The 25,243-nt window shown below is 60.4% G+C and carries 24 protein-coding genes and 2 tRNA genes; 7 read left to right on the top strand and 19 right to left on the bottom strand.

The window, feature by feature from the left end; translation table 11 throughout:
- Window positions 1-122: 122 nt before the first annotated feature.
- The 8 genes from JYU29_RS06335 to JYU29_RS06300 form a co-directional block, all read right to left on the bottom strand.
- Window positions 123-809: a PopZ family protein gene (locus tag JYU29_RS06335; RefSeq protein ID WP_250157194.1), complete on the bottom strand. Its 687-nt coding sequence runs from the start codon at window positions 807-809 to the stop codon at window positions 123-125.
- 180 nt (window positions 810-989) lie between these two features.
- Window positions 990-2,351, bottom strand: coding sequence for a TolC family outer membrane protein (locus JYU29_RS06330; protein ID WP_213983847.1), 1,362 nt, complete (start codon window positions 2,349-2,351; stop codon window positions 990-992).
- Window positions 2,352-2,639: 288 nt separating this feature from the next.
- Window positions 2,640-3,314 (bottom strand): protein-L-isoaspartate O-methyltransferase family protein, encoded by a 675-nt coding sequence (locus tag JYU29_RS06325; protein ID WP_213983846.1) that lies wholly within the window; start codon window positions 3,312-3,314, stop codon window positions 2,640-2,642.
- A gap of 68 nt (window positions 3,315-3,382) precedes the next feature.
- Window positions 3,383-3,456: transfer RNA gene (locus JYU29_RS06320), tRNA-Cys, on the bottom strand.
- Window positions 3,457-3,561: 105 nt separating this feature from the next.
- Window positions 3,562-4,134: a GNAT family N-acetyltransferase gene (locus JYU29_RS06315; RefSeq protein ID WP_213983845.1), complete on the bottom strand. Its 573-nt coding sequence runs from the start codon at window positions 4,132-4,134 to the stop codon at window positions 3,562-3,564.
- Window positions 4,131-4,982: a 3-mercaptopyruvate sulfurtransferase gene (gene sseA / locus JYU29_RS06310; RefSeq protein ID WP_213983844.1), complete on the bottom strand. Its 852-nt coding sequence runs from the start codon at window positions 4,980-4,982 to the stop codon at window positions 4,131-4,133. The genes JYU29_RS06315 and sseA overlap by 4 nt, the downstream gene beginning before the upstream one ends.
- A gap of 4 nt (window positions 4,983-4,986) precedes the next feature.
- Window positions 4,987-5,724 (bottom strand): alanyl-tRNA editing protein, encoded by a 738-nt coding sequence (locus JYU29_RS06305; RefSeq protein WP_431192827.1) that lies wholly within the window; start codon window positions 5,722-5,724, stop codon window positions 4,987-4,989.
- Window positions 5,724-6,758, bottom strand: coding sequence for a cysteine synthase A (locus JYU29_RS06300; protein ID WP_213983843.1), 1,035 nt, complete (start codon window positions 6,756-6,758; stop codon window positions 5,724-5,726). The genes JYU29_RS06305 and JYU29_RS06300 overlap by 1 nt, the downstream gene beginning before the upstream one ends.
- Before the next feature lie 210 nt (window positions 6,759-6,968).
- On the opposite strand from JYU29_RS06300, the gene JYU29_RS06295 reads away from it, so the two are divergent.
- The gene (locus tag JYU29_RS06295; protein ID WP_213983842.1) at window positions 6,969-7,763 is read left to right on the top strand and encodes an SDR family NAD(P)-dependent oxidoreductase; all 795 of its coding nucleotides are present in this window, start codon (window positions 6,969-6,971) and stop codon (window positions 7,761-7,763) included.
- A 59-nt stretch (window positions 7,764-7,822) separates the two neighbouring features.
- Here JYU29_RS06295 and JYU29_RS06290 read toward each other — a convergent pair whose 3' ends face one another.
- Window positions 7,823-9,175, bottom strand: a complete 1,353-nt coding sequence (locus JYU29_RS06290) for a DEAD/DEAH box helicase (protein ID WP_250157288.1) — start codon at window positions 9,173-9,175, stop codon at window positions 7,823-7,825.
- A 354-nt stretch (window positions 9,176-9,529) separates the two neighbouring features.
- Entirely contained in the window at window positions 9,530-10,804 is a 1,275-nt protein-coding gene (gene ilvA / locus JYU29_RS06285) for a threonine ammonia-lyase IlvA (RefSeq protein WP_213983840.1), read from the bottom strand.
- A gap of 101 nt (window positions 10,805-10,905) precedes the next feature.
- On the opposite strand from ilvA, the gene JYU29_RS06280 reads away from it, so the two are divergent.
- The 5 genes from JYU29_RS06280 to JYU29_RS06260 all read left to right on the top strand — a co-directional run bounded on the left by JYU29_RS06280 (window position 10,906) and on the right by JYU29_RS06260 (window position 16,727).
- Window positions 10,906-12,363: a TrkH family potassium uptake protein gene (locus JYU29_RS06280; protein ID WP_213983839.1), complete on the top strand. Its 1,458-nt coding sequence runs from the start codon at window positions 10,906-10,908 to the stop codon at window positions 12,361-12,363.
- Between the two features lie 2 nt (window positions 12,364-12,365).
- A complete protein-coding gene (locus tag JYU29_RS06275; RefSeq protein ID WP_213983838.1) occupies window positions 12,366-13,541 on the top strand; it encodes an alpha/beta hydrolase in 1,176 nt (391 codons plus the stop codon).
- 178 nt (window positions 13,542-13,719) lie between these two features.
- The gene (locus tag JYU29_RS06270) at window positions 13,720-14,694 is read left to right on the top strand and encodes a tripartite tricarboxylate transporter substrate-binding protein (RefSeq protein ID WP_213983837.1); all 975 of its coding nucleotides are present in this window, start codon (window positions 13,720-13,722) and stop codon (window positions 14,692-14,694) included.
- 61 nt (window positions 14,695-14,755) lie between these two features.
- A complete protein-coding gene (locus tag JYU29_RS06265) occupies window positions 14,756-15,217 on the top strand; it encodes a tripartite tricarboxylate transporter TctB family protein (protein ID WP_213983836.1) in 462 nt (153 codons plus the stop codon).
- 4 nt (window positions 15,218-15,221) lie between these two features.
- Window positions 15,222-16,727, top strand: coding sequence for a tripartite tricarboxylate transporter permease (locus JYU29_RS06260; protein ID WP_213983835.1), 1,506 nt, complete (start codon window positions 15,222-15,224; stop codon window positions 16,725-16,727).
- 67 nt (window positions 16,728-16,794) lie between these two features.
- Here the strand turns inward: JYU29_RS06260 and JYU29_RS06255 are convergent, their stop codons facing one another.
- The 4 genes from JYU29_RS06255 to JYU29_RS06240 all read right to left on the bottom strand — a co-directional run bounded on the left by JYU29_RS06255 (window position 16,795) and on the right by JYU29_RS06240 (window position 19,635).
- Entirely contained in the window at window positions 16,795-17,181 is a 387-nt protein-coding gene (locus JYU29_RS06255; protein ID WP_213984297.1) for a MerR family transcriptional regulator, read from the bottom strand.
- A 91-nt stretch (window positions 17,182-17,272) separates the two neighbouring features.
- Complete coding sequence (mgtE, locus tag JYU29_RS06250) at window positions 17,273-18,688, bottom strand: magnesium transporter (RefSeq protein ID WP_250157193.1); 1,416 nt, start codon at window positions 18,686-18,688, stop codon at window positions 17,273-17,275.
- Between the two features lie 128 nt (window positions 18,689-18,816).
- Window positions 18,817-19,398, bottom strand: a complete 582-nt coding sequence (locus JYU29_RS06245; RefSeq protein ID WP_250157192.1) for a transglycosylase SLT domain-containing protein — start codon at window positions 19,396-19,398, stop codon at window positions 18,817-18,819.
- 152 nt (window positions 19,399-19,550) lie between these two features.
- Window positions 19,551-19,635 (bottom strand) — tRNA-Leu (locus JYU29_RS06240).
- A gap of 223 nt (window positions 19,636-19,858) precedes the next feature.
- Here JYU29_RS06240 and lipB point away from each other — a divergent pair.
- Complete coding sequence (gene lipB, locus JYU29_RS06235) at window positions 19,859-20,668, top strand: lipoyl(octanoyl) transferase LipB (RefSeq protein WP_213983832.1); 810 nt, start codon at window positions 19,859-19,861, stop codon at window positions 20,666-20,668.
- A gap of 142 nt (window positions 20,669-20,810) precedes the next feature.
- On the opposite strand, the gene JYU29_RS06230 is transcribed toward lipB, so the two are convergent.
- The 5 genes from JYU29_RS06230 to mce form a co-directional block, all read right to left on the bottom strand.
- Entirely contained in the window at window positions 20,811-21,494 is a 684-nt protein-coding gene (locus JYU29_RS06230; protein ID WP_213983831.1) for an ABC transporter ATP-binding protein, read from the bottom strand.
- The gene (locus JYU29_RS06225) at window positions 21,494-22,720 is read right to left on the bottom strand and encodes a lipoprotein-releasing ABC transporter permease subunit (RefSeq protein ID WP_213984296.1); all 1,227 of its coding nucleotides are present in this window, start codon (window positions 22,718-22,720) and stop codon (window positions 21,494-21,496) included. The genes JYU29_RS06230 and JYU29_RS06225 overlap by 1 nt, the downstream gene beginning before the upstream one ends.
- A gap of 68 nt (window positions 22,721-22,788) precedes the next feature.
- On the bottom strand, window positions 22,789-24,117 hold the full coding sequence (proS, locus tag JYU29_RS06220; protein WP_213984295.1) for a proline--tRNA ligase: 1,329 nt from the start codon (window positions 24,115-24,117) through the stop codon (window positions 22,789-22,791).
- Window positions 24,118-24,516: 399 nt separating this feature from the next.
- Window positions 24,517-24,792 (bottom strand): DUF1467 family protein, encoded by a 276-nt coding sequence (locus JYU29_RS06215; RefSeq protein WP_213983830.1) that lies wholly within the window; start codon window positions 24,790-24,792, stop codon window positions 24,517-24,519.
- A gap of 12 nt (window positions 24,793-24,804) precedes the next feature.
- Window positions 24,805-25,209 (bottom strand): methylmalonyl-CoA epimerase, encoded by a 405-nt coding sequence (gene mce / locus JYU29_RS06210; protein WP_213983829.1) that lies wholly within the window; start codon window positions 25,207-25,209, stop codon window positions 24,805-24,807.
- Window positions 25,210-25,243 lie beyond the last annotated feature (34 nt).

Here is a 25,243-nt window from a genome sequence, read left to right as displayed (position 1 = left end):
GGGATACCGAACCTGCTGAATAAACGGAGCGAGCCTCACGGCCACTGATCTTGGCGTCGGTTAAAACGCCAAGGCTCCCATCAAGTCAACAGATGCCGCTTTTTAGTGCGACCTCGAGGAGATCAGCGAGCCGGACCTCGCGCAATGCGCTCGATCTCTTCGCGCACAAGACGCTCAACCAGCGTTGGTAGATTGTTATCGAGCCAATCCGTCAGCATAGGGCGCAGCATGGCTTCAGCCATCTCGTCGAAGCTTTTCTGGCGTGTTGCCGCAAAGGCTTCGGAAAGTTCCCCAAAGGCAGCCGCGACCTGACGGCCGGTCTTGTCGGAGATAATGGAAGGCAACGGGCTTGCCGTGTCCGCTTCGGGCGCAGCCTTCATTTCGTCTTCAAGCAGATCTTCGAAGGTCGGCATAGCGTCTTGCTTAGATGCGCTCGCGCCGACCGAGCTGGCTGCCTCGTGCTCAGCAGCAGCGGCCTGAGCAGCCGGCGCTTGCGTGACGGCTTCGGGCTCGGACATTGAAGGCTTGGCTGCCGCGACAGCGGCAAGGCTTGGACGCAGTTCTTCAGCAATGCGACGGTTCCGCTGCAGACTGGCTTCATCGGCAGAAGCATGGTCAGCCCGTGCTTCAGGCTGCGATTGGGATTTGGGAGCCGCGTCGCGGACGCCGAGCTGCATCGTTTCAATGCCGGCAACTTCGCTTGTGGCGGCCACCGACTCAGATGCCACGGCCACCGGAGCATCATTGGCAGGCCGCGCAGTATCGCTGTCTTCGATAATCCTGCGGATCGAAGCGAGAATCTCCTCCATGGAGGGCTCACGCTGAACACTGTTCGTTTGCGCCATGGTCACACCGCCGCTTCACCGTAATCGGCAGCAACCAAAGCTGCCGAATCAACAGGTTGAGCGTAAACGATGCCTAACAAGCGGTGAATCCCGGAACATGGGAGAAGAGACTTGCACACAACATTTGCGCAAGTCTCCGATCGTTTAGCGGCCGTCTGGCGTCCGCAGGCCGAACCACTTGTCCTTCACAGCCTTGTAGTGCTCTTTCGGATCGTGCTTCGCGACCTTGAGGCCGAGCCGATCGGCAAATAGCTGACCGGTTGCGCTGAGGATCGCATAGCTGGCCACAACAGCGTCACGCTCGGAATTGGCGAGGTTGACCTGTGCGGTGATCACGTCGGCCTGCTGGTCCAGCACGTCGAGTGTGGTGCGCTGGCCGACATTCAGCTCTTCCTGCACGCCGGACAAAGCAAGCTGTGCGGCAGATACCAGCTCGCGGTTGGCGGCGATGGACTGCTGCGCTGCGATATACTGCGTCCAGGCAGAGGTCACAGCCTGACGAACCTGGTCACGGCTGACATCGACATCGATGCGCGCCTGACCAACCTGTTCCTTGTTCTGGCGAACTACCGCGGAGGTGCGACCGCCGTTGTAGATCGGAATGTTCAGCTGCAAGCCGACGCTGGCCGCATCCGTGTCACCATCCTGAATGGTGCCCGGGCTCGATTCGCGGTAACTGCGCTGCAAGGTGCCTTCCGCCGAAAGCTGCGGAAGCAAAGCGCCTTCAGCAGACTTCACGGTGAACTCGGTCGCATCAACCACATGCAGGTTGGACTTGATGGCCGGATGAACCAGAAGCGCTGAGGAAATTCCCTGATCGAGTGTGGCCGGCAGAAGCTTGGCAGCCGGTGCGGCTGCTGCGAGCCCGTCCGGCTCATCGCCAATCACCTGACGATAGGCTGCGGCACTGGCCAGTGCCTGCGCACGGGCAGCGGCAAGCTGGGCAACAGCCGATGCACGGGTGGCATCCGCCTGCGCAACGTCGGTGCGGGTGCCCTCGCCCACTTCGAAGCGGGAATTGGCTGCGCGAACCTGCTCTTCAAGGAAGGCAAGGTTCTGCTGCAAGAGGTTCGCCACGCGACGATCGCGGATCACATCCATATAGGCCGTGACGGCGTTCTGCAGGATGTTCATTTCCGAATTGCGCAGAGCTTCGCGCTGGGCGAACACCTGCGATTCGGCTGCACGAACGTTGTTCCGGGTCTGGAAGCCGTCGAACAGGATTTGCGACACCGAGACGCCGAAACCGCCTGTTTGGAGACGAATGCCGGCCTGACGGGCCAAAGAGTAGTTGGAGAAGCCCGCTACTACCGGTCGAAAACCGGACTTCGCAATAGCGACGCCTTCATCACTCACCCGCACACCAGCGCGAGCAGAGTTCAGCTGCGAATTGAATTCATAAGCCTTAGCCAGCGCGCCCGTAAGGGTTTCGCTCAAAGCTGCGGAAGAAAATGCCACGCTCGTTGAGAGCAATGCGGCGAACAAACTTTTGGAAAAAATAGACACGCGCCCTCACTGATTGACGGCTAGACCAAATGGCCGCGACCTGCCGACGGTGGACTCAGAATATGCAATCGCCCACGAGGCATAGGGCTATACCTTCCACCCGCGGTTGCGCAAGAATGTCAAAGCGAGGTTAAGGGTTCGATCATAATTGCTGCAGACGTTGTTGCAGCAAGGGCACGGTTCCACAGAACCTTACCATGAGCCTCGTGCAATAATCACAGGCGCGCAAGTGTATGGCCCAAGCGGTTTGCAACCGCCGGTCGGTTATCGCTCGACAACCGAAAGAGCTTAGAACTGGAAAGCAGCGGGCTTGTCGAAGCCAGGAAGCGGCTGAACGGCAGCGTTGAACACTGGCCGGCCCGAGACAGTCTTGCCTTCACGGACGTAAAGTCGTGCGGAGCCGGAATTGCCGCGGCCCACAACCGCGACCAAACGGCCGTGTTCCTTCAATTGGTCGAACATAACCTGAGGCACCTCGTCCACGGATCCTTCCACGACGATCACGTCATAGGGTCCTTGAGTCGGATAGCCCTTGTTCAATTCACCGTTGACCACCGCTACATTATCGTAGCCGAGACGCTGCAAAGCGGTCGTGGCGTGTTCGGCAAGGGTCGTATCGCTTTCCAGCGCCACAACGGAGCTTGCCAGATGCGAGAGAATCGCTGCGCCGTAGCCTGTGCCGGCGCCGACATCCAGAACGAAGTCGCCAGGCCGGATATCAGCCATCTGCAACATCTTGGCGAACGGCGAAGCCTCCATCAGGAAGCGCGGCCGATTGCCGCCAAGCGCCGGAGCGATCTCTAGATCTTCGTCGACATAGGAAAGGGCGCGCTTGCGAGCAGGAACAAAGTCTTCGCGCGGAACTGCGAGCATCGCGTCGATGATTTCCAGGCTGGTGACATCGGTGGTGCGCACTTGCCCATCCACCATTCTCAACCGCTGGGTAGCGAAATCGACGCTCATCGCAAACCTTGCAGACTGTGGGGGTCCTCGAAGAGGATCCACCATTCCTGGAATGTGCGAGCCGCGAGTGGAGGCCTCGCCCGGAATCGAACCGGGGTGCAAGGATTTGCAGTCCTCTGCGTAACCACTCCGCCACGAGGCCTCAACACGCGCCTCGCACAGGGCGGTTCAATAGGTGCCACCCCCGGCGCCGTCAAGCGTCAGTTGCTGATAACCGCAGCTTTCGCTGCTGCCGCTAAGACAATCCTCACTTACTGAAGATCGCCGCAGCTCGTTCAGCCTCCGAAAGCGGCTGGATAACGCTTGTTGTCTGGCCGATCGGATTGAAGCCAAGTTTCTGATAGAGCGGCAAGGCTGCAGGGTGATCCAGCGTGCAGGTCTGCACGATCACGCGTTTGGGCTCGTAGGACCAGGCAGCCTGGATCGCTGCGCCCAGAAACCATCGGCCGAGCCCAAGCCCGATCGCCTCGCTCATCATGCCGAAGTAAGCGAGGTCGACGAAGTCGGGCGCCTGCGCATGCAGATCAAAGAAGCCCGTCGGCGCGCCGTTCAGGTAGAGGACACGAACATCGCGGCCCGGCGTCCGAAGATAGGTTTCAAGCTCTTCGTCGGACAAGCGCAACATGGCAACCCAATGCCATTTGCGCCCGACACGATCCATCAGATAGCGGTAGTAGTGCAGCGGGATATCACGTGCGGCAAACAGTGCTACCTCGCTGTTCCCGGGCATTCGGGGATAGAACGAGGGCTGCCGCAACATTTCAAGGAAAGTGACTGTGACCGGGATGGCTTCCCTCGGCTCTTGCGACAGACGCTTCATGCCTCGCCTTTTGCGAGCGGCGTATCGGAACGCCCGCCCCACTCGCTCCATGAGCCATCATAAAGCTTGAGGTCTTTGTGGCCGAGTGATTCCAGCGCCAATGACAAGACCGCGGCCGTGATTCCGGATCCGCAGGAAGTCACGACAGGTTTCTGCAGGTCGATGCCTGCTGATTCGACCTTTGCCTTGAGCTCGTCAGCCGGCAGCAGCTTGCCGTCGCGCGACAGCGACAATGCGGGAAGACTGCGCGCGCCCGGCATATGGCCACTTCGCATGCCTTCACGCGGTTCGGGGTCATTGCCTGTGAAGCGGCCAGCCGGCCGAGCATCCGCGATCTGCCGTTCACCCGTTTCGACAATGCGCATCATGTCCTCGAAAGAGGCGATGCGCTCGGGATGCGCATCGACCTTGAAGACTGCCGGCGCAATCTTCGTCAGATCGGCAGTAAGCGGGCGACCGGCAGTTTTCCAGCCATCGATGCCACCTTCCAGGATCCGAACATCCTTCGCGCCGTAGGTTCGGAACATCCACCACACGCGCGGTGCGGTAAACAGGCCGGGCCCGTCATAGACGATGATCGTATCATCGGCCGTGATACCTGCCGTGCCCACAATACGGGCGAACTCTTCCGGGGATGGCAGTGTGTGGGGAAGATCGCTGTCGGGCGACACCACCTGCTCGTGATCGAAAAACACCGCACCAGGAATATGGCCGGCTTCATATTCCGCCTTAGGATCGCGATCCTGCGCCGGGAGGTACCAGGAGCCGTCCACGATCGTGACGCCTGGCGTCTTGAGATTGTCCTGCAGCCAGTCCGGCGTGACGAAGAAGCGTGCTTGTTCGCTCATGGATTTATCCTTCCAACGGACCGAAGCGAAGGCGCAGACGTCGGTTCTCGCGTCCCTTCTTCTCGATCTTGCCGATATGTATTTCGCCAATCTCGCCTGTGGAGCGAACATGGGTGCCGCCACAAGGCTGACTGTCGATACTCGCATCATCCCCGATGCACACCAGCCTGATCTGTCCGGTGCCGGTTGGCGGACGCACGTTCTTCGACTTCACAAGGGAAGGATTGGCCGCCAACTCCTCTTCGCTGATCATTCTGGTGAACACAGGATGATCGGCGCGCACAAGCGCCATCAGTTTTTCTGTCGCGTCTTCCTTGGTGATCGTCGCGCCTTGCATGTCGAAATCGACCCGCGAATCATCAACCGATACAGCAGCACCCGTGACGGGGAACTGGCAGAAGGTCGTCAGCAGATGACAGGCCGTGTGCATGCGCATGAGCTTGAGCCGGCGCTCCATGTCGATCGCTAGATGGACCTTTTCACCGGCTGAAAGCGCCGCTGCGCCCTCGGCCGGGACATGGATGATGTCTTCTTTGGTATCGCCGGTGACCGTGGTTGCGATCGGTAAGACCGTGCCGTCCTCGCGCGTCAGAGAACCAGTATCGCCCGGCTGGCCGCCTGACGTGGCATAGAAGATGGTTCGGTCCAGAACGATGCCGCCATCATCGTTGACAGCCACCACCACAGCATCGGCTTCCGCGAAATAGGCATCGTCGCGGAACAAGGCTTGCGTCAAAGGCATCAGGATGCAGCCTCGAAAGGCACGTCGATCGCAGGCTTCTGCTCGATCCAGGCAGGAACCGGCAGGTTCTTGGAGCGCAGGAAGTCGGGATTGAACAGCTTGTTCTGGTAGCGCGAGCCGTAATCGCACAACACCGTCACGATCGTATGGCCGGGCCCAAGATCGCGGGCTAGCCGCATGGCGCCGGCGATATTGATGCCGCTCGAGCCGCCAAGGCATAGGCCCTCTTCCTCGATCAGGTCATAGATGATCGGCAGCGCTTCGCTGTCTTCGATCTGATAGGCGAAATCTGGCGCAAACCCTTCGAGATTGGCGGTAATGCGGCCCTGCCCGATGCCTTCAGTGATCGAGCTGCCTTCCGACGCGAAGTTGCCTTCGGTGTAGAAGCTGTACAAAGCCGCCCCCATTGGATCGGCCAGCCCAATCTTGATTGCAGGGTTATGCGCCTTCAAACCCATGGACGCGCCAACGAGTGTGCCGCCGCTGCCGACTGCGCAGATGAAGCCGTCGATTTTGCCGTCGGTCTGCTGCCAGATTTCTTCGGCGGTGGTGCGGATATGGCCGTCGCGATTGGCGGTGTTGTCGAACTGGTTGGCCCAGATCGCGCCGTTTGGCTCGGTGCGTGCGAGTTGCTCGGCGAGACGTCCGGAGAGCTTCACGTAGTTGTTGGGGTTCTTGTAGGGAACGGCCGGCACTTCGATCAGTTCGGCGCCGAGGATGCGCAAAACGTCCTTCTTTTCCTGGCTCTGAGTTTCAGGAATCACGATAACTGTTCGATATCCCAATGCTTTTGCCACCAGCGTCAGGCCGATGCCGGTGTTGCCGGCCGTGCCTTCCACGATCACGCCACCCGGCTTCAGCAGGCCTTTTTCTTCCGCGTCGCGAATGATGAACAGCCCGGCGCGGTCTTTGACGGACTGGCCGGGGTTCATGAATTCGGCCTTGCCGTAGATTTCGCAGCCGGTTTCCTCCGACGCGCGCTTGAGCCGAACGAGCGGCGTGTTGCCAATCGCGTCGAGTACGGAGCGATCCATGGTGTCCTCACTGAACCTGTTGTCAGGGGAAACTATGAAGCACCGAGCCGCGTGACAAGGACGGTTGTTCGCCGCAAAACCGCAATATGGGAATCCCATTCCACTATATGGCAGCGCAAAACACCCATTCTAAGTGCACAAATGGGCCTGGAAAGCCTTTCTGCGAACACGCGAAGCCGCTAGAGGCAGGGCGTTCAGGAGAATGTTGATATGTCCTTGTTTCGCGCTTCGCCAGCAGAGGGTGTTGCATGGGTCACCGGCGCCAGCGGCGGCATCGGTTATGCCTTGTGTCTCGCTTTGGCCCGCGAAGGCTACACGGTTGCGGCTTCGGCACGCAGCGTCGACAAGCTCGAAGCACTGACGCGAGAAGATGTCGGCAAGGGTCGCATCGCGGCCTTCCCGCTCGATGTCACGGACGAGGACGCTGCGCGGGCAACGGTGGAGCGAATCGAGGCCGAGCTTGGTCCGATTGCACTGGCCGTCTTGAACGCCGGTACGTCGCTGCCGGCCGCCGGGTCGCGGGTGCAGCCTGCCCTTTATGAGCGGGTTTATGACGTGAACATCTTTGGCGTCGTGCGCTGCCTGGCGCCAGTGGTGGAAAAGATGAAGGGCCGCAAGAAGGGGCAGATCGCGATTGTCGGTTCGCTGACGGCTTATTTTGGACTGCCGACAACAGCTGCCTATGGCTCGACGAAGTCCGCCCTCAACACGATTGCCGAAGCGCTGCGTTTTGATCTGCGCAAGATCAATGTGCGGATCCAGATGATCAATCCGGGCTTCGTAGAAACGGCCATGACCCGGCTCAACAAGTTTCCGATGCCGGCTCTGATGCAGACCGATGCTGCTGCCGCCCGCATGGTGAGCGGCCTTCAATCGGGTGGCTTCGAGGTCGTGTTTCCCCGGCGCCTGGCATGGCCGATGAAAGTGGTGCGGATGCTGCCACATGGATTGCGGCACGAGCTGCTGTTTCGCTTGAGCGGCTGGAACAAGAAGGGCTGGGGCTAAACAAAAAGGCGGAGCTGGTTTCCCAGGCTCCGCCTTTTTTCATTTGTTCAAGTCAGCAATCAGGCAGCGCGGGACGCCGGCTTGCGGTTGCCCCAGGTGCGGCGCTTGGCGCGGAACGGCTTGTCGCCGTCAGGCTTGCGCGCAGGCTTGGCCTGAGCCGAACGATCGCCGCCATGCTCACCCTGCGGCTTGCCACCACCGCGATGACCGCCGCGGTTCTGCTGCGGACGGTTGCCCGGGCGCTGGTTACGAGCGGGCTGCGGCATGGCTGCCTGTGCATCGAGATCAACACCGCCGGACAGATCGCTGGCGATCGTCAGCTTGGTGCGGGTGACCTTTTCGACCGCGCGCAGCTTGGAAGCCTCGGCCGGATCGCACAGCGTGATCGCAACGCCATCGGCGCCGTTACGACCGGTACGGCCGATGCGGTGCACATAGCTTTCCGCTTCATCCGGCAGATCGAAGTTCACGACATGGCTGATGCCCGGCACGTCGATGCCGCGTGCCGCAATATCGGTGGCAACCAGAATGCGCACGGAGCCATCGCGGAAGCCGCTCAGCGCCTTTTGACGGGCGTTCTGCGACTTGTTGCCGTGGATCACGGCGGCATTGAAACCATCGCGCTCCAGATCGCGCGTGACGCGGTCGGCACCATGCTTGGTGCGAGCGAACACGATCACCTGCTTCATGGCTTCATCGGCCAGCAGCTTGGACAGGAAGACGCGCTTCTGCTTCAGCGGAACGATGTGCACGCTTTGCACGATCTCCTTGGCGGTCGTGCCCTGCGGCGCGACTTCGACACGGATCGGATCGTTCAACAGCGAATCGGCCAGTGACGCGATTTCCTGCGGCATCGTCGCGGAATACAGCGCGGTCTGACGCTTCGGATGCGTGGCGCGTGCCAGCTTCTTCACGTCGTTGATGAAGCCCATGTCCAGCATACGGTCAGCTTCGTCGAGAACGAGCCAACGCGTTTCGGCAAGTTTGACATCGCCTTCGCGAACCAGATCGACGAGGCGGCCGGGCGTTGCGATCAACACGTCAACGCCGGGCTGCAGCTTCTTGACCTGGCTGAAGCGGGAAACACCGCCCAGCACCAGCGCCGTGGAAATGTGCATGCCCTTGGTAACGGCCTTGATCGTGTCCTCGATCTGCACTGCCAGTTCGCGCGTCGGCGCGAGGATCAGCGCATGCGCGGTCTTGGGGATCCGCTTGGCGCCGAGCGCCATGATCTTGGTAAGGATCGGCAGGGTGAAGGCGGCGGTCTTGCCGGAACCGGTCTGGGCGATGGCAATGATGTCGCGGCCTTCCAGATGCGGCGGGATCGCAGCTACCTGAATCGGCTTCGGGTTTACCAGGCCTGCCTTGGCGGTGGACTGAAGCAAGGCGCCGCTGATGCCGAGATCGGCCATGGTCGGCGCTGGTGTGGACGTGGAAGTCGGCGTGGAAGTCTGAATATCGGACAAACTAATCTTTCGCGCGGTCAACATGCCGCGATGTGTCGGCGGGCGCAGCCCCGCGACAGAATTATCTAGGAAACGACGTGGCGGCGGAGTCTTGGCTCCACTCGGTTGCGCTGTCGTGCTCCCTTTGGAGGGAGCGCTTGACCCGCGCCGGAACATCCGGCTCGGGCAGAATGACGCAACCAGTCTCATTTCGAGAAAGCTGGTCGATGCCAGCCCATGCGCCTACTCCTCGCCATATGGGCCTGTTCGGTCCCAAACGCAAGGTTTCATTGTGCGGTGCGATGCAGCGGCCGTTGCAGCTCAGATGATCAGGCTGGCCAGCGCATCGTTGTCAGTGATGTTCTGGTACTGGAAGCCAGCGGCCTCCATCTTGACTTCGAGCCGCATGAAGTTCTCAGGCCGTGCGGTTTCGATACCGATCAGAACGGATCCGAAATTGCGCGCCGACTTCTTCAGATATTCAAAGCGCGCCACATCATCTTCCGGTCCAAGCAGATCGAGGAAGCCTCGCAAGGCGCCCGGCCGCTGCGGAAAACGGATGACGTAGTATTTCTTCAAACCCTCGAAGCGAAGCGCCCGCTCCTTGACGTCCGGCAGCCGTTCGAAATCGAAGTTGCCGCCCGACACAACGGCAACGATGACCTTCCCTTCCCGCTCTTCCGGCGAAAGATCCTTCAAGGCATCGATCGACATCGCGCCCGCCGGTTCCAGCACGACGCCTTCGACATTCAGCATCTCGACGATCGTGCCGCAAAGACGATTTTCCGGAATCAAACGAACATCATCGGCAGAGAACTTGCGAAGTTGCTCGAACGGCGCTTCGCCGATTTCAGCCACCGCAGCGCCATCCACGAAGTTGTCGACGCGCGCCAATTTTTCGCGCTTGCCGGTGGCAAGGCTCGTGCGCAGGCTCGGCGCACCAACAGGCTCGACAAAGGTAAAGGTCGTCTCCCAACCCTGAGTGTCGAGATAGTTCGAAACGCCTGCCGCCAGACCGCCACCGCCGACGGGGATGATCATGCGATCAACGGTGACATCCGCCGGCAATTGCTCCGCGATCTCCATCGCAACCGTTGCCTGACCCTCTATGATGTCGGGATGATCGAAAGGCGGCACCAGCACGGCACCCGTTTCGGACGCGAAGGCGATAGCTGCTCGATAACAATCGTCGAAGAAGTCACCCACCAGCCGGATCTCGACATTCGCGCCGCCGAACAACCGGGTCTTGTCGATCTTCTGCTGCGGCGTCGTGACAGGCATGAAGATGACGCCCTGCTTGTCGAAGTGGCGGCACACGAAAGCGAGGCCCTGCGCATGATTGCCGGCCGAAGCACAAACAAAGGTCTTGGTGTCCGGCGCTGCATCGAGCGAACGGCGCATGAAATTATGGGCGCCGCGAATCTTATAGGAGCGAACCGGCGACAGGTCCTCGCGCTTCAGGAAGATGCGCGCCCCATATTTGCGCGAAAGATAGTCGTTTTCCTGCAACGGTGTTTCAGGAAAGATCTCGCGAATGGCGCGTGCAGCCTCCGCCACATGGTCAATAAAGGCGGTGGAGGCTTCGAGCGTGGACATGACGGCAACCCGGCTGTGGACGAAGAGGCCGTCATTGCATATTCGAAAGCCTATCGCCACCACTCGCCCGTCTTGTTCGGCGCCGCCACTGGAACGTTTGTTTGCAAAGCTTCGCCACCCGCGCCGCCCTCCACGTTGCCGGTATCTTCGGCATGTATCTGTCGGTGGCCATGCTGCTGCCGGCTGCCGTGGATCTTTACTACGGGCATGAGGACTGGAAGGTGTTCGTGTTCTCCGCCTTCTTCACCGGCGGTTTGTCCCTCGGCGTCGCCCTCGCAACCCAGGCCCGGCCGCCAACGGTATCACCGCGCTTCGGCTTTCTGCTGGTGAACCTTCTCTGGTTCACGATGGCCGCGGCGGGCGTCGTGCCCTTCATGATGTCATCGCTCGAACTGACGATCTCGGATGCCGTGTTCGAAGCCGTTTCCGCGATCACCACGACGGGTGGAACGGTGATCAACGGTTTGGACAATGCCCCTCCCGGCATTCTCCTGTGGCGATCGCTTCTGCAATGGATGGGCGGGCTCGGCGTGATCGCGCTCGGCCTGTTCCTGCTTCCTTTCCTGAACATCGGCGGCATCACCTATTTCAGGATCGAGTCGAGCGACATCGAAGACCGCCCGTTCGAGCGCCTCGCCACCTTCACGTTCACCCTGCTGACGATCTACGTCTCGCTGACGCTCACCTGCGCGCTCGCTTATGCCGCAGCCGGCATGGGAAGCTTCGACGCGCTCAACCACGCCATGACGACGATCTCCACGGCGGGACTGTCGACCCACGACATTTCCTTCGGCATGTATGCCGACAATTACATGATCCTGTGGACCGCCATCACCTTCATGGTGATCGGCGCGCTTCCCTCGTCGATCCTGATCCTGTTTGCCGTGCGCGGCCGCACCGAAGCGCTAGGCGACCCGCAGATCCGCGTTTTTGCGGGCTACACGATCGTGTTTGCCTGCGCGGTCGCCATCTACCTCCGGGTATCCACCGGCATGCCGTTCAGTGCCGCCATCACGCATGCCACCTTCAACTTCGTGTCGATCATCACCACCACGGGCTATGCGTCGGTTGATTACTCGCTGTGGGGGCCGTTCGCCGTCGCCAGCGCCTTTATTGCCACCTTTCTCGGCGGCTGTTCGGGTTCGACGGCTGGCGGCATCAAGGCCTACCGCTTCCTCATCCTGTATGAGTTGCTGGTGAATGGTCTCAAGCGCCTGATCTATCCGAACATGGTTCTTCCGGTTCGCTATGGAGATCGCCCGGTGGAAGACACGATGCAGCGCGCAGTTGTGTTGTTCATCTCCGCCTTCATGATGATTTGGCTAATCACGACGATCCTGCTTGCGGCGACCGGCCTCGACATCATGACATCGCTCTCCGGTGCACTCGGGTGCCTGACGAATGTCGGTCCGGGTCTGGGCGACGTGATTGGCCCTGCCGGCAACTATTCGGGCTTGCCCCAATCCGCCAAATGGGTGCTGTGTTTCGCCATGCTGCTTGGGCGATTGGAAATTCTGGCCGTGCTGGTGATCTTTACGCCGGGCTTCTGGGGACGCTGACCATGACCTTGCCGACCACCCTCTCCTTCGCGCGGCTTTGCTTCATCACGCTTCTCAGCCTGTCGCTCGGCGCATGTGCGGGACGCAGCGCCTTCCCGCTCGTGCCCGTTGCCGACGCTGCGTCGAGCCCGCAGGTGGCAGCCGATCATGACATCTTCATCGCCACCACCCGCAAGAAAGCCGATGATCCGAGCTTCGTTTACAGCGGCATGCGCGGCGAAGGCCTGAGCTTCGCGCGCATCGACGTGACGGTGCCTGCGGTGCATCAGGTCGGCATGATCGAGCATGCCCGTAACGGGAAGCCCGATCCGGCGCGTTTCTTCACGCCGACCCAGATCGCGCTCTACAAGGAACAGAGCGCCTTCAGCCGCGATCTCGATGCAAGCATCAAGAGGAAAGGCGACCGCGCGCTCGTTTTCGTGCACGGCTACAACACCAGCTTCGATGCCGCCGTTTATCGCGCAACGCAGATCGTTCACGACGCGAAGTATCCCGGTACGCCCGTGCTTTTCACCTGGGCATCGGCCGGTCGCACGCTCGATTATGTTTATGACAGCAACAGCGCCACCGTTGCGCGCGACAGTCTGGAACAAACGCTGCGGCTTCTGGCGAAATCGGGTGCCAGCCGCATCGACATCATCGCGCATTCGATGGGCACGTGGCTCACGATGGAAGCGCTGCGCCAGCTTGCTATCACCAATGACGGGGATCTCGACGGCAAGCTCGGCGATGTCATACTCGCCTCGCCCGACATCGACATCGACGTGTTCCGCTCGCAGATGAAACGCTATGGCACGCCGAAGAAGCCGTTCCTGCTGCTTTTGTCGCGCGACGACAATGCGCTTCGCATTTCCGGGCTCATTGCCGGCAACCGTCCGCGCGTTGGCGGCTATGATGACGATGCAGCGTTGGCCAAGCTCGGTGTGACCGTCGCGGATTTGACGGAAGTGCATTCAGCCGATCGCCTGAACCACGCCAAGTTCGCCGACAACCCACTCCTGATCCAGATGCTCGGCGACCAGCTGCGCTCCGATGGCGGGATGCGCGGGGATCAATCGGGCAATCCGGCAAGCCGTGTGGAAACCTTCGGCTCGGCATTGGGCCAGACCGTGGCCTCCGCTGCCTCGATCGTCGTGACCACCCCGTTCGAAGTCTTCAACGTGGTGCTCGGACAGTAGCGGCGCAGCCATCTACGACGAATTGATGATGTGGAAGATGCTCCCGCAAGCGGTTTAGCCCGCTTTTCGCGCCGCAGACCAGTTGCGGAAAGCTGAAAAAAAGGGAACCATCATCCCAACTGCGCACCATGTCCGGGAGGAGATCGGACCGTTCGCGCAGATAACCGGGAGGAACATCGTGAAGAAACTCGTGGCAGTTCTAGCCGCAGGTCTGTCTGTCGTCGGCACACTTGGCGCTCAGGCGCAGACATTCCCTGACCGCAACATCACCGTCGTCGTACCGTTCTCGGCCGGTGGCCCGACCGACACCGTGACCCGGCTTGTTGCCGAAGCGATGTCGAAGGACCTCGGACAACAGGTTCTCGTGGAAAATGTCGGCGGTGCCGGTGGCACTCTGGGTGCTGGGCGCGTGGCGGATGCTGATCCCGACGGCTACACGCTTCTGCTGCATCATATCGGCATGGCAACCAGCGCCACGCTCTACCGCAAGCTTCCTTATGACACGCTGAACGCGTTCGATTACATCGGCCTAGTGACCGAAGTTCCCATGACGCTTGTGGCGCGCAAGGATCTCGAGCCGACCGACCTGAAGAGCCTGGTGGAATACGCCAAGGCGAACAAGGACACCGTCACGGTCGCCAATGCCGGCATCGGCGCGGCGTCGCACCTGTGCGGCATGATGTTCATGAGCGCGATTGACACGCCCTTGGTGACCGTTCCTTACAAGGGGACCGGTCCAGCCATGACCGATCTTCTCGGCGGCCAGGTCGACATCATGTGCGACCAGACCACCAATACAACCAAGCAGATCCAGGGCGGCACGATCAAAGCCTATGCGGTCACCACGCCCGAGCGCCTTCAAGTTCTGCCGGATATTCCAACCTCGACGGAAGGCGGCTTGAACAACTTCGATGTGTCCATCTGGCATGGCCTCTACGCGCCAAAGGGCACGCCGGCCGACGTGATCGACCGTTTGTCGAAGTCGCTGCAGGTCGCACTGGCCGACCAGAACGTGGTTGATCGGTTCGCGGAACTGGGCACTGCGCCGTCACCTGCATCGGATGCCACGCCTGCCGCCTTGAAGGCCAAGCTCGAAGGCGAGATCGCCCGCTGGAAGCCGGTGATCGAGGCTGCCGGACAATACGCCGACTGATCCCAGGCTGAGGGCGGCGTATTGCCGCCTTCTTTTTCCGCTTTCCTTATCTGGACTGCGCATGAAATCTGTTTCCATCGATCCAGCCAACGGAGCGGCCGGCGCGCTGTTTATCGCCATCGGAGCAGTGTTTGCCTTTCAGGCGTTCGGCCTTGAGCTTGGCACGACCTTCCGTATGGGACCTGGCTATTTCCCTCTGGTCCTCTCGCTTATTTTGATCTTCCTGGGCTGCATCGTGCTTGTTCAGGCAACCCAAGTCCAAGGAGAGCCGATCGGCGCCTTTGCCTGGCGCGGTATGCTGCTCATCTTGCCTGCTCCGATCATCTTCGGCCTGACCGTTCGGGGATTGGGCTTCGTCCCTGCCCTGTTCCTTGCTGCGCTGATCGCCGCCTTTGCATCCACCCGGATGCGACCGCTCATGGCCGTCGTGCTTGCAATCGCCGTCAGCCTGTTCTCGGCTCTGGTGTTCATCAAAGGGCTCGGCCTGCCCTTCCGCCTGTTCGGGCCGTGGCTGGGATACTGATTGGATGGATCTGTTCAGTAATCTCGCTCTCGGCTTTGCAACGGCCGCTTCGCCCTGGAACCTCCTGTTCTGTCTCGTCGGCGCGCTTCTTGGAACGCTGGTCGGCGTGCTGCCGGGAATTGGCGCAACTGCCACGATCGCCATGCTCTTGCCGATCACCTTCCAGCTCGAACCGGTTTCATCGCTGATCATGCTGGCCGGAATTTATTACGGCGCGCAGTATGGCGGCTCGACCACTGCCATCCTCATCAACATGCCTGGCGAAAGCTCGTCAGCCGTCACCGCGCTCGACGGCTATCAGATGGCGCGAAAGGGCAAAGCAGGCGCGGCACTCGCCATTGCAGCACTTGGCTCGTTCTTTGCGGGTAGTGTCTCGACCTTCCTCGTGGCGCTGTTCGCACCACCGCTGACCTCGATCGCGCTGCAATTCGGTGCCGCGGAATATTTCTCGCTGATGGTCGTTGGCCTGGTTTCGTCGATCGCGCTCGCCCATGGCTCCATCGTCAAGGCGCTGGGCATGGTGGTGCTCGGCCTTCTTCTCGGCCTTGTCGGCACCGACATCTACAGCGGCACACCACGTTTCACCTTCGGCATTCGGGAATATTCCGATGGCTTGAACTTCGTGGCGGTTGCGGTCGGCATTTTTGGCATTGCCGAAATCCTGCGGAACCTGGAAAGCGAGAAAACGCGTGAAGTTCTGATGGCAAAGGTCGGTGGACTGATGCCGTCCCGCGAGGATCTGAAGGCAATGGTCGCGCCCATGCTGCGCGGCACGGCGATCGGCTCTGCTCTGGGCATTCTGCCCGGCGGTGGCGCAATCCTCGCCTCCTTTGCCTCCTACACCGTTGAAAAGCGTATCTCGAAAACGCCGGAAGAGTTCGGGCGGGGCATCGTGGCTGGCGTGGCTGGACCAGAGTCTGCCAACAATGCCGGCGCGCAGACCTCGTTCATCCCGATGCTGACGCTCGGCATTCCGGCCAATCCCGTCATGGCGCTGATGATCGGCGCAATGATCATTCAGGGCATCGTGCCCGGACCCAATGTCGCGACCGAGCAGCCGAAGCTGTTTTGGGGCATCATTGCTTCCATGTGGATCGGCAACCTTATGCTGGTGGTTTTGAACCTGCCGCTGATCGGCTTGTGGGTGAAGCTTCTGACGGTGCCATATTACGTGCTGTTTCCGATCATCATGGCGTTCTGCTCGATCGGCGTTTACAGCGTGAACGGCAATGCCTACGACCTCTATGCCGTCGCGTTTTTCGGCCTGATCGGCTACGTGCTGGCCAAACTGCGCTGCGAGCCGGCGCCGCTTCTTCTGGGCTTCGTGCTTGGTCCGCTTCTCGAAGAAAACCTGCGCCGCGCCATGATCATCTCACGCGGCGATCCATCCGTCTTCGTCACCCGCCCGATCAGCGCCATTCTGCTTCTGCTGGCGCTTACGGTTCTGATCGTCGTGTTCCTGCCGTCCGTGCGCAAGAAGCGCGACGAGGTCTTTGTGGAAGAGGATTGATCCTTCCTGCCAGAGCAGGAGGAAAGCGGGGCGGGAGCTGGGCTTCCGCCCTGCTTTGCTTTCGGAATCAGGTGTTGACGCCGAGTTCCGCCAGACGCTCTACGCAGGCTTCTTCCGCGTGGTCGAGCTCGGCCAGTGTTTCCTCGAGATCCCTGCGCTTCTGCTTGAGGTCGTCGCGCTTTTCGTCGATGCGATGGATCATCAGCTTGAGCTGCCCGACTTCGCCGGGCGGCTCCTTGTACATCTGAACGATTTCGCGGATCTCGTTGATCGAAAATCCCAGGCGCTTGCCGCGCAGGATCTGCTTGAGCAGATGGCGATCGCTTGGCCGGAACAATCGCGTGCGGCCGCGTCGCAACGGATGGATGAGCCCCTCATCCTCGTAGAAGCGCAGGGTGCGCGTCGAGATGTCGAACTCGCGCGTCAACTCGGTGATGGTGTAATATTCCCGCACGGATTGTCGGCTCTGCACTCGCTTCTTCAGCCAACCTTGTCACTGCATTTACGTAAGAGTCAAATCAGCCAACGTCTGACCACCTACTCCTTCAGGACAGGCCGAACCACCAGCTCGCGAGGCCGAGGAAGGAAAAGAAGCCGACGATGTCGGTGACCGCCGTCACGAATACGGATGAGGAAACAGCCGGATCCGCACCAACCTTGTCGAGCAGCAAGGGGATCAGGATGCCGCCGAGAGCGGCCGCGAACATGTTGATGACCATGGCAGCCGCAATGACGCCGCCGATGTTCGGATCACCGAACCAGAAGCCCGCTACGCAGCCGATCAGCACGGCAAACAGGACGCCGTTGATGAAGCCGACGCCCATTTCTCGCCGGATGATGCGGCCTGCATTGTAGATATCGAGGTCGCGGGTGGCGAGCGCGCGCACGGTAACCGTCATCGTCTGCGAAGCCGCATTGCCGCCCATGCCGGCAACGATCGGCATCAGAACCGCAAGGGCGACGATCTGCTGGATTGTGCCTTCGAACAGGTTGATGACCGACGCCGCAAGGAACGCGGTGACGAGGTTGACCAGGAGCCACGGAACACGCGAGCGGGAGGTGTCGCGCACCGAGTCGGACAGTTCTTCATCGCCGACGCCACCCATGCGCAGAAGATCTTCCTCCGCCTCCTGCTGGATCACGTCCACGACGTCATCAATGGTCAGCACGCCGACGAGACGATCGTTCTCATCCACGACGGCGGCAGACAGGAGATCGTACTGCTCGAACTCGCGGGCAGCCTCTTCCTGGTCCATCGTGGCCGGAATGGCGTGGCGGGTTTCGTGCATGACCTCTTCGATCCGCACGCCGCGCTTGGAGCGCAGAACCTGATCGAGATCGACCGCACCGAGCAGCTTGAACGTCGGATCGATGACGAAGATCTGGCTGAAACGCTCCGGCAGATTGCCATCGTCGCGCATGTAGTCGATCGTCTGACCGACGCTCCAGAAGGCCGGAACCGCCACGAACTCCGTTTGCATACGGCGTCCGGCAGTTTCTTCCGGATAATCCAGCGAGCGACGCAGTCGCACGCGCTCCGTGAAGGGAAGCTGGGCAAGGATCGCTTCCTGATCCGCCTCGTCGAGATCTTCCAGAATATAAACGGCGTCGTCCGAATCGAGCTCCTGGACCGCTTGCGCGATCTGCTCGTTCGGCATCGCATCGACGATTTCGGCACGGATGTTGTCATCGACTTCGGTCAGCGCCGCAAAGTCGAAATCCGAGCCGAGCAGTGTCACCAGCTCGCTACGCTGATCAGGCTGCAGTGCCTCGATCAGATCGCCCATCTCGGACTGGTGAAGATCCTCGATCTCGCGCTTCAACGCGGCCGGATCGCGGCGCTCGAGCGCATCGCTGATCGTCTGCAGGAAGCTGGAGCGGATCGCGCCGTCTTCGCCGTAGATGTCGGCTTCGTCGGAGGCGTTGCGTTGATCTTTGTCGACGCCGTGCGAGTCGTCCAAGAGCGCCTCCAAATGCCGTTCGATGATAGGGGAAGCCGGCCGGACGCCAACTTCGCGAGCCATAACCTCTTATCGTGACGGAGGCAAAACGAAATGCGGGCTATTTGGCAAAGAACCGCCCACGCGGCTCAGAGCCGGCTGCAGGACGCCAGCTGTGCCTGGTAGCGCTTGGCGGTTGTCGCCATGTCGCGCGCGTAGCGAAGAACGGCCTTGTTGCTGCGCGAGCCGCGGTTGTCGAAGCCGGACCAGCCCAGATAGTAGGCGAGATAAAGGTTGTACGCGTCGTTGGGTGCAACGCCTTTGTTCGCCACCGTGCGGGAATGATACCAGCCGACGAAATCCACCGCATCCGCGAAGTTGTTTCTGCGCGCGAGCGATCGGCCCGTTTCCTGACGATATTGCCGCCAAGTTCCATCCAGGGCCTGCGAATAGCCATAGGCGCTGGATTGCCGCGACCAAGGGATGAAGCCCAGCAGCTTGGTGCGCGGCGGCCGTGCATCGCTCTGGAAGCCTGATTCCCGCCGCAGCGTCGCCATCAGGATTGGCACAGGAATGCCATGCGCACGTTCGGCACGCTTGGCCGCAGCATGCCAGTCGTTGAAGAGACCATCGCGTTGATTAAAGATCGCGCAGGCATTGTTGATGCTGTGTGGCGCGCTGGCGCATCCAGCAAGGGATGCCAACAGCAAGCAGGCATAAAGAGGTTTCATCGTCATCCGCGCAAGAAACAGCGGGATGTTTAAATATCGCGTAAAGAGCGAATTAACGGATCTGTGAGGCTGCCTTGCCCGCCCGAGCGAAATCCCAAACCCCGGCATGAGATGCCTGATCACAAATTGTCTGGGATCGCTCCTGGAGCGAATGGTGCGGTCGAGAAGACTCGAACTTCCACGCCTTGCGGCACAGCGACCTCAACGCTGCGCGTCTACCAATTCCGCCACGACCGCACGTGGTAGATCCGGTCGTTGACCGGCTCCGGGCATCTAGCAAATGGGTTTGGGGCGCACAAGTGCGAAACAGCGGAATAATCGCGTTCGAACACTTTTTCACTGGGGATGCAGGCGCGCCGACGAAAGTCTATATGAAGCGGACGCAGAGTGGCGCGCTCACCTCAAGGATTGTTGCCGCCCTTCCACCTCTAAAAACAAGCTCCGAGGAGCCTGCCCGGTAATGTCCACGCGCGATCAACTCGATACATCCTTTCTCCCCAAGGCGGACTCACCTGCGGTGGAATGGCGGATCGAGCCCGGCCTGACCGCCTACCCCGCCGCACTGGCGCTGATGGAGGAGCGTGCGGCTGCGATTCGCAACGGACACGCCAACGAGGTGATCTGGCTGGTGGAGCACCCGCCGCTTTATACGGCCGGCACGAGCGCGGTTTCGACGGACCTACTTCAGCCCGACCGCTTCCCGGTGTTCGAAGCCGGTCGTGGTGGCGAATATACCTATCATGGGCCAGGACAGCGCGTGGCTTATGTGATGCTCGACCTGAAGCGTCGCCGCGAGGATGTGCGCGCCTTTGTGGCCGCACTGGAAGCGTGGATCATCAAGACGCTCGATCGCTTCAACATTCGCGGCGAGCGCCGTGACGATCGGGTTGGCGTTTGGGTGGTGCGGCCGGATCGGCCGCCGCTCGCCGATGGTTCCCCTGCCGAAGACAAGATCGCGGCCATCGGGATTCGGCTCCGGCGATGGGTGAGCTTCCACGGCATCGCGATCAATGTCGAACCCGAGCTCAACAACTTTTCCGGCATAGTGCCTTGTGGAATCAGCGGCTATGGCGTGACCAGCCTGGTGGATCTTGGTTTGCCGGTCACGATGGCTGATCTGGATGAAGCGCTGCGATCAGCCTTCATCGAGGTGTTCGGAACGGTTGCCTCAGATGGCGCCGATCCAGAAGGCAGCGCCCACGAGGAAGGCGCTGATGGAAACGAGGGAAAACACGTCCTGGAACATCTCGGTCATGGCTTAGCTCCTTGATCTGAGTATGTACCATGTTTGTTCCATTTTTGTTCAAATTGCAAGTGTTCTTCTTCCGTTCCCCACAGGTCTCCTGACAGGGTGAACGGAAGCTTAGGCTTTTAATTAACAGTAGCGGTGAGCGGCCGCTTGGGGGCAGTCGTCAGAAGTCGACGATCTTGCCGTCCTGCAGCGTGACGCGTCGGTTCATGCGCGCAGCCAGATCATGGTTATGCGTGGCAATCAGGGCGCAGAGGCCCGACTGGCGAACCAATGCCTCCATGGCATCGAACACATAGGAAGCGGTGACGGGATCGAGGTTGCCGGTCGGCTCATCGGCCAGAAGCACCAGGGGCGCATTGGCAACGGCACGGGCGATTGCGACGCGCTGTTGTTCGCCACCCGACAACTCGGCCGGCCGATGATGACCGCGCTTGCCGATCTTCATGTAATCCAGCAGCTGCGCCGCACGGTCGCGTGCTTCCTTGGGCGCAAGGCCCTTGATGAGCTGGGGCATCGCGATGTTCTCCAAGGCGGAGAACTCCGGCAGAAGATGGTGGAACTGATAAACAAAGCCGACATCGTTGCGGCGGACTGCCGTGCGCTCTTCATCGCTCATCTCGCCGCACTGGCGTCCAGCAAGAATGACTTCGCCGGCATCCGGTCGCTCGAGCAGACCAGCGGTGTGCAGAAGGGTCGATTTGCCGGCGCCGGATGGGGCAACAAGCGCAACCATCTCGCCGCGACGCAGCACGAAGTCAGCACCATTGAGGATGCTGAGTTTCTTTTCGCCCTGGACGTAATGACGCTCGACGCGCTTGAGCGCGAGCACGGTTTCACCAGCCATTATTCGTACCTCAGGGCCTCGACCGGGTCGAGCCGAGCAGCGCGCCAAGCCGGGAACAGCGTTGCCAGGAAAGACAGAACGAGCGCCATGGCGACCACCGAAACGGTCTCGCTCATGTTCATCTCAGCCGGCAGCTGTGACAGGAAATAAAGCTCGGGATTGAACAGGGTCGTTCCCGAAAGCCAAGAGAAAAAGGCGCGGATGCGCTCCACGTTAAGGCAGACCACGACGCCAAGAATCACGCCAGCAATGGTGCCGGTGATGCCGATGGCAGATCCTGTCATCAGGAAGATGCGCATCACCGCCCCGCGACTGGCACCCATGGTGCGCAAGATGGCAATGTCTCGTCCCTTGTCCTTCACCAGCATGATCAGGCCGGAAATGATGTTGAGCGCGGCCACCAGCACGATCAGCGTGAGAATCATGAACATGACGTTGCGCTCGACTTCCAGCGCCGAGAAGAAGGTCTGGTTACGCAATCGCCAATCCGTCAGCACGAGCTGCCGCTGCGCGGCATCCTCGATCGGGACTTTCAGAGCGTCGACATTGTCCGGGTTGTCGACATAAATTTCGATCGTTTGCGCCAGCCCTTCGGCATTGAAGTAGAGTTGGGCTTCCGACAAAGGCATGAAGATGATGGAGGCATCATATTCCGACATGCCGACTTCGAAGATCGCCTTGATCGGATAGGTCTTCTGGCGGGCTGTCACGCCAAAGGGCGTCACGTCGCCTTCAGGCGAGATCAGTTGCACGCCGTCGCCCAGCCCGACACCCAGGCTCTCCGCCATGCGCGTACCGATGGCAATACCGTCACCGGTGTCGAAGCCTTCCAGCGTGCCTTGCTTGATGTTGTTGGCGACAAGCTGAACCTTGGCGAGATCCTCGCCGCGAATGCCGCGTACGAGCGCGCCAGTTCCCGCACCAACCTTGCCGGAAGCCAGCACCTGACCCTCAACCAGAGGCAGCGCATATTTGACGCCGCCCACGCCTTCGATGCGGCGAGCAACTTCCGCATAATCATCAAGCGGACGATCGATCGGCTGCATGATGAGATGGCCGTTAACGCCCAGAATGCGGCTCATCAACTCCGTACGGAAGCCGTTCATCACCGCCATGACGATGATCAGGGTCGCGACGCCCAGCATGATGCCGGCAAAGGAGAAGGAAGCGATCACCGAGATGAACGCTTCCTTGCGCCGGGCACGCAGGTAGCGCCAGGCGACCATACGTTCGAATACCGAGAAGGGTCCGGCACCAGCCGGCAAAGGATGGGCTGCCGGTGCGGGTTGTTTGCTCAAGCCTTTGTCTCCAGAGACGCTTTGAGTTCAGCAATGGTCTTCACGTCGCGCTCGCCTGTCGCGCGGCGCTTGACTTCCACAGTGCCATCAGCCACGCCGCGCGGGCCGACGATGACCTGCAGCGGAATGCCGATCAGATCAGCGGTCGCGAACTTACCTCCGGCGCGCTGATCCGTGTCGTCCACGAGCACATCGAACCCGGCAGCCTCATGAGCCGCTTCGAGTTCGGCGCACACACGGTCACATTCGGGATCGCCGGCCTTCATATTGATGATCACGACATCGAAGGGGGCAACACCTTCCGGCCAGATGATGCCGTTCTCGTCATGGCTGGCCTCGATGATCGCGGCTATCAAGCGCGACGGGCCGATGCCGTAAGACCCCATGGACACGAAATGGTCCTTGCCGTCTGGACCCTGAACCTTGGCGCCCATCGGCTCGGAATATTTCTGACCGAAGTGGAAGATGTGGCCGACTTCGATGCCGCGGGCAGCGAGCTGATCACCGGCAGGAACGGCGTTCCAGGCCGCTTCGTCGTGCATCTCGTCGGTTGCCGCGTAGGGCGTCGTCCAGTCCTGCACGATGCCGGCAATCGCCGCGTCGTCGGAAAAGTCCGTGTCGGCGCCCGGAACAGGCATGTCGAGATAATCGCGGTGGCAGAACACGCCGCTCTCGCCCGTATCTGCCAGGATGATGAATTCATGGCTGAGATCGCCACCGATCGGGCCCGTATCGGCCTTCATGGGGATCGCCTTCATGCCGACGCGCGCGAAGGTGCGCAGATAGGCCACGAACATACGGTAGTAAGCAGCCTTCGCACTCTCAAAGTCCAAATCGAAGGAGTAAGCGTCCTTCATCAGGAACTCACGCGAGCGCATAACGCCGAAGCGCGGGCGCACCTCGTCGCGATACTTCCACTGAATATGGTAGAGGTTGAGCGGCAGGTCCTTATAGGACCGGACATACGACCGGAAAATGTCTGTGACCATTTCCTCGTTGGTCGGACCGTAAAGCATGTCGCGATCATGCCGGTCCTTGATGCGCAGCATTTCCTTGCCATACGCATCATAGCGGCCGCTTTCGCGCCAAAGATCCGCCGACTGCACGGTCGGCATCATGATCTCCAAGGCACCGGAGCGGTTCTGTTCCTCGCGGATGATGGTGCAGACCTTGTCCAACACGCGCTTGCCAAGCGGCAGCCAGGAGAAACTGCCCTGCCCTTGCTGGCGGATCATGCCGGCACGCAGCATCAGGCGATGCGACACGATCTCCGCCTCGCGCGGCGTTTCCTTGAGGATCGGAAGGAAGTAGCGCGACAGACGCATCATGAAATCCGTAAAAGAGTGCTGCCGGAATCGGCGTGCTTTGGCTGTGACTGGGCTCGCTTCATAGCCATTTCATGGCAGCTTGGAAACCCGAGCCAGCCCGACCGTTCCAGAAGCGAAAGCTTGGGTCCAGCTGCGCAGTTTTTGTGCAATGCAGCACAAGCTATAAGCTATTGAATAAGATTCTTCGTGACAACTTTGTGTCCAACAGTTAAGGTCAATCATACAACAGCGGGAATGAAGAAAAACATTTCATTCTCCGAACGCGGTCAAGTCTTGGGAGGATGCGATCTAGGCGCGGTCACTCGCAGCCGCCGGAATACGGAAATGGTCGGACGCGTATCTTGGATGCAGGGCTAAATGCCCTGCATTTTTTTTGACCTGTATGAACTCAGAAGGTTAGCGGGCGAGGTCCTGAGGAACCATGAGCGGAATATCGTCAAAGCTGTAGCCCAAACCGTGGGTCAGCCAATAAAAGCCTCCAACAATAATGGACGCCACGATCGTGGTGCTGACGATTGCGCGCAGCATATGCGGACCGCGCGGTGCGCTGGCCGTTGTTCCCAGAGTGACGGCATTGTCGTCATCCTGCGTGCGAACGCCGAACGGCAGAACCGCGAACAGGGTCAGCCACCAGATCACGAAATAAACAGCAACAAACGAAATCCAGCTCATCAGGATCAGCCCTCAGACCTGCTCGAGTTCAACGAGCGTACCTTGGAAGTCTTTGGGATGCAGGAACAGCACCGGCTTGCCGTGTGCGCCGATCTTCGGCTCTCCATCCCCCAGGATTCGCATGCCCGATGCTTTCAGTTGATCACGCGCCGCGAGGATGTCCGCGACCTCGTAGCAAACGTGGTGCATAGCCCCGGCCGGGTTCTTCTGCAGAAAACCAGCGATCGACGAGGTCTCGCCCAAGGGCTCGAGCAGTTCGATCTTTGTGTTGCCCACATCGATGAACACGACCGTCACGCCGTGTTCCGGCAGAGCCTGAGGCTCCGTGACGGTTGCGCCGAGCGTATCACGGTAAACCGCCGACGCCGCGGCGAGATCCGGCACCGCGATCGCGACATGGTTGAGACGTCCGAGCATGCTGTCCTCCCCTGGCGGTTCTTCCTGGCGGGCA

Source organism: Tianweitania aestuarii, from assembly GCF_018457165.1.
Classification (GTDB): domain Bacteria; phylum Pseudomonadota; class Alphaproteobacteria; order Rhizobiales; family Rhizobiaceae; genus Tianweitania; species Tianweitania aestuarii.
Note: the sequence above shows the minus strand (reverse complement) of the source record. Positions and strands in the feature narration are given on the sequence as shown.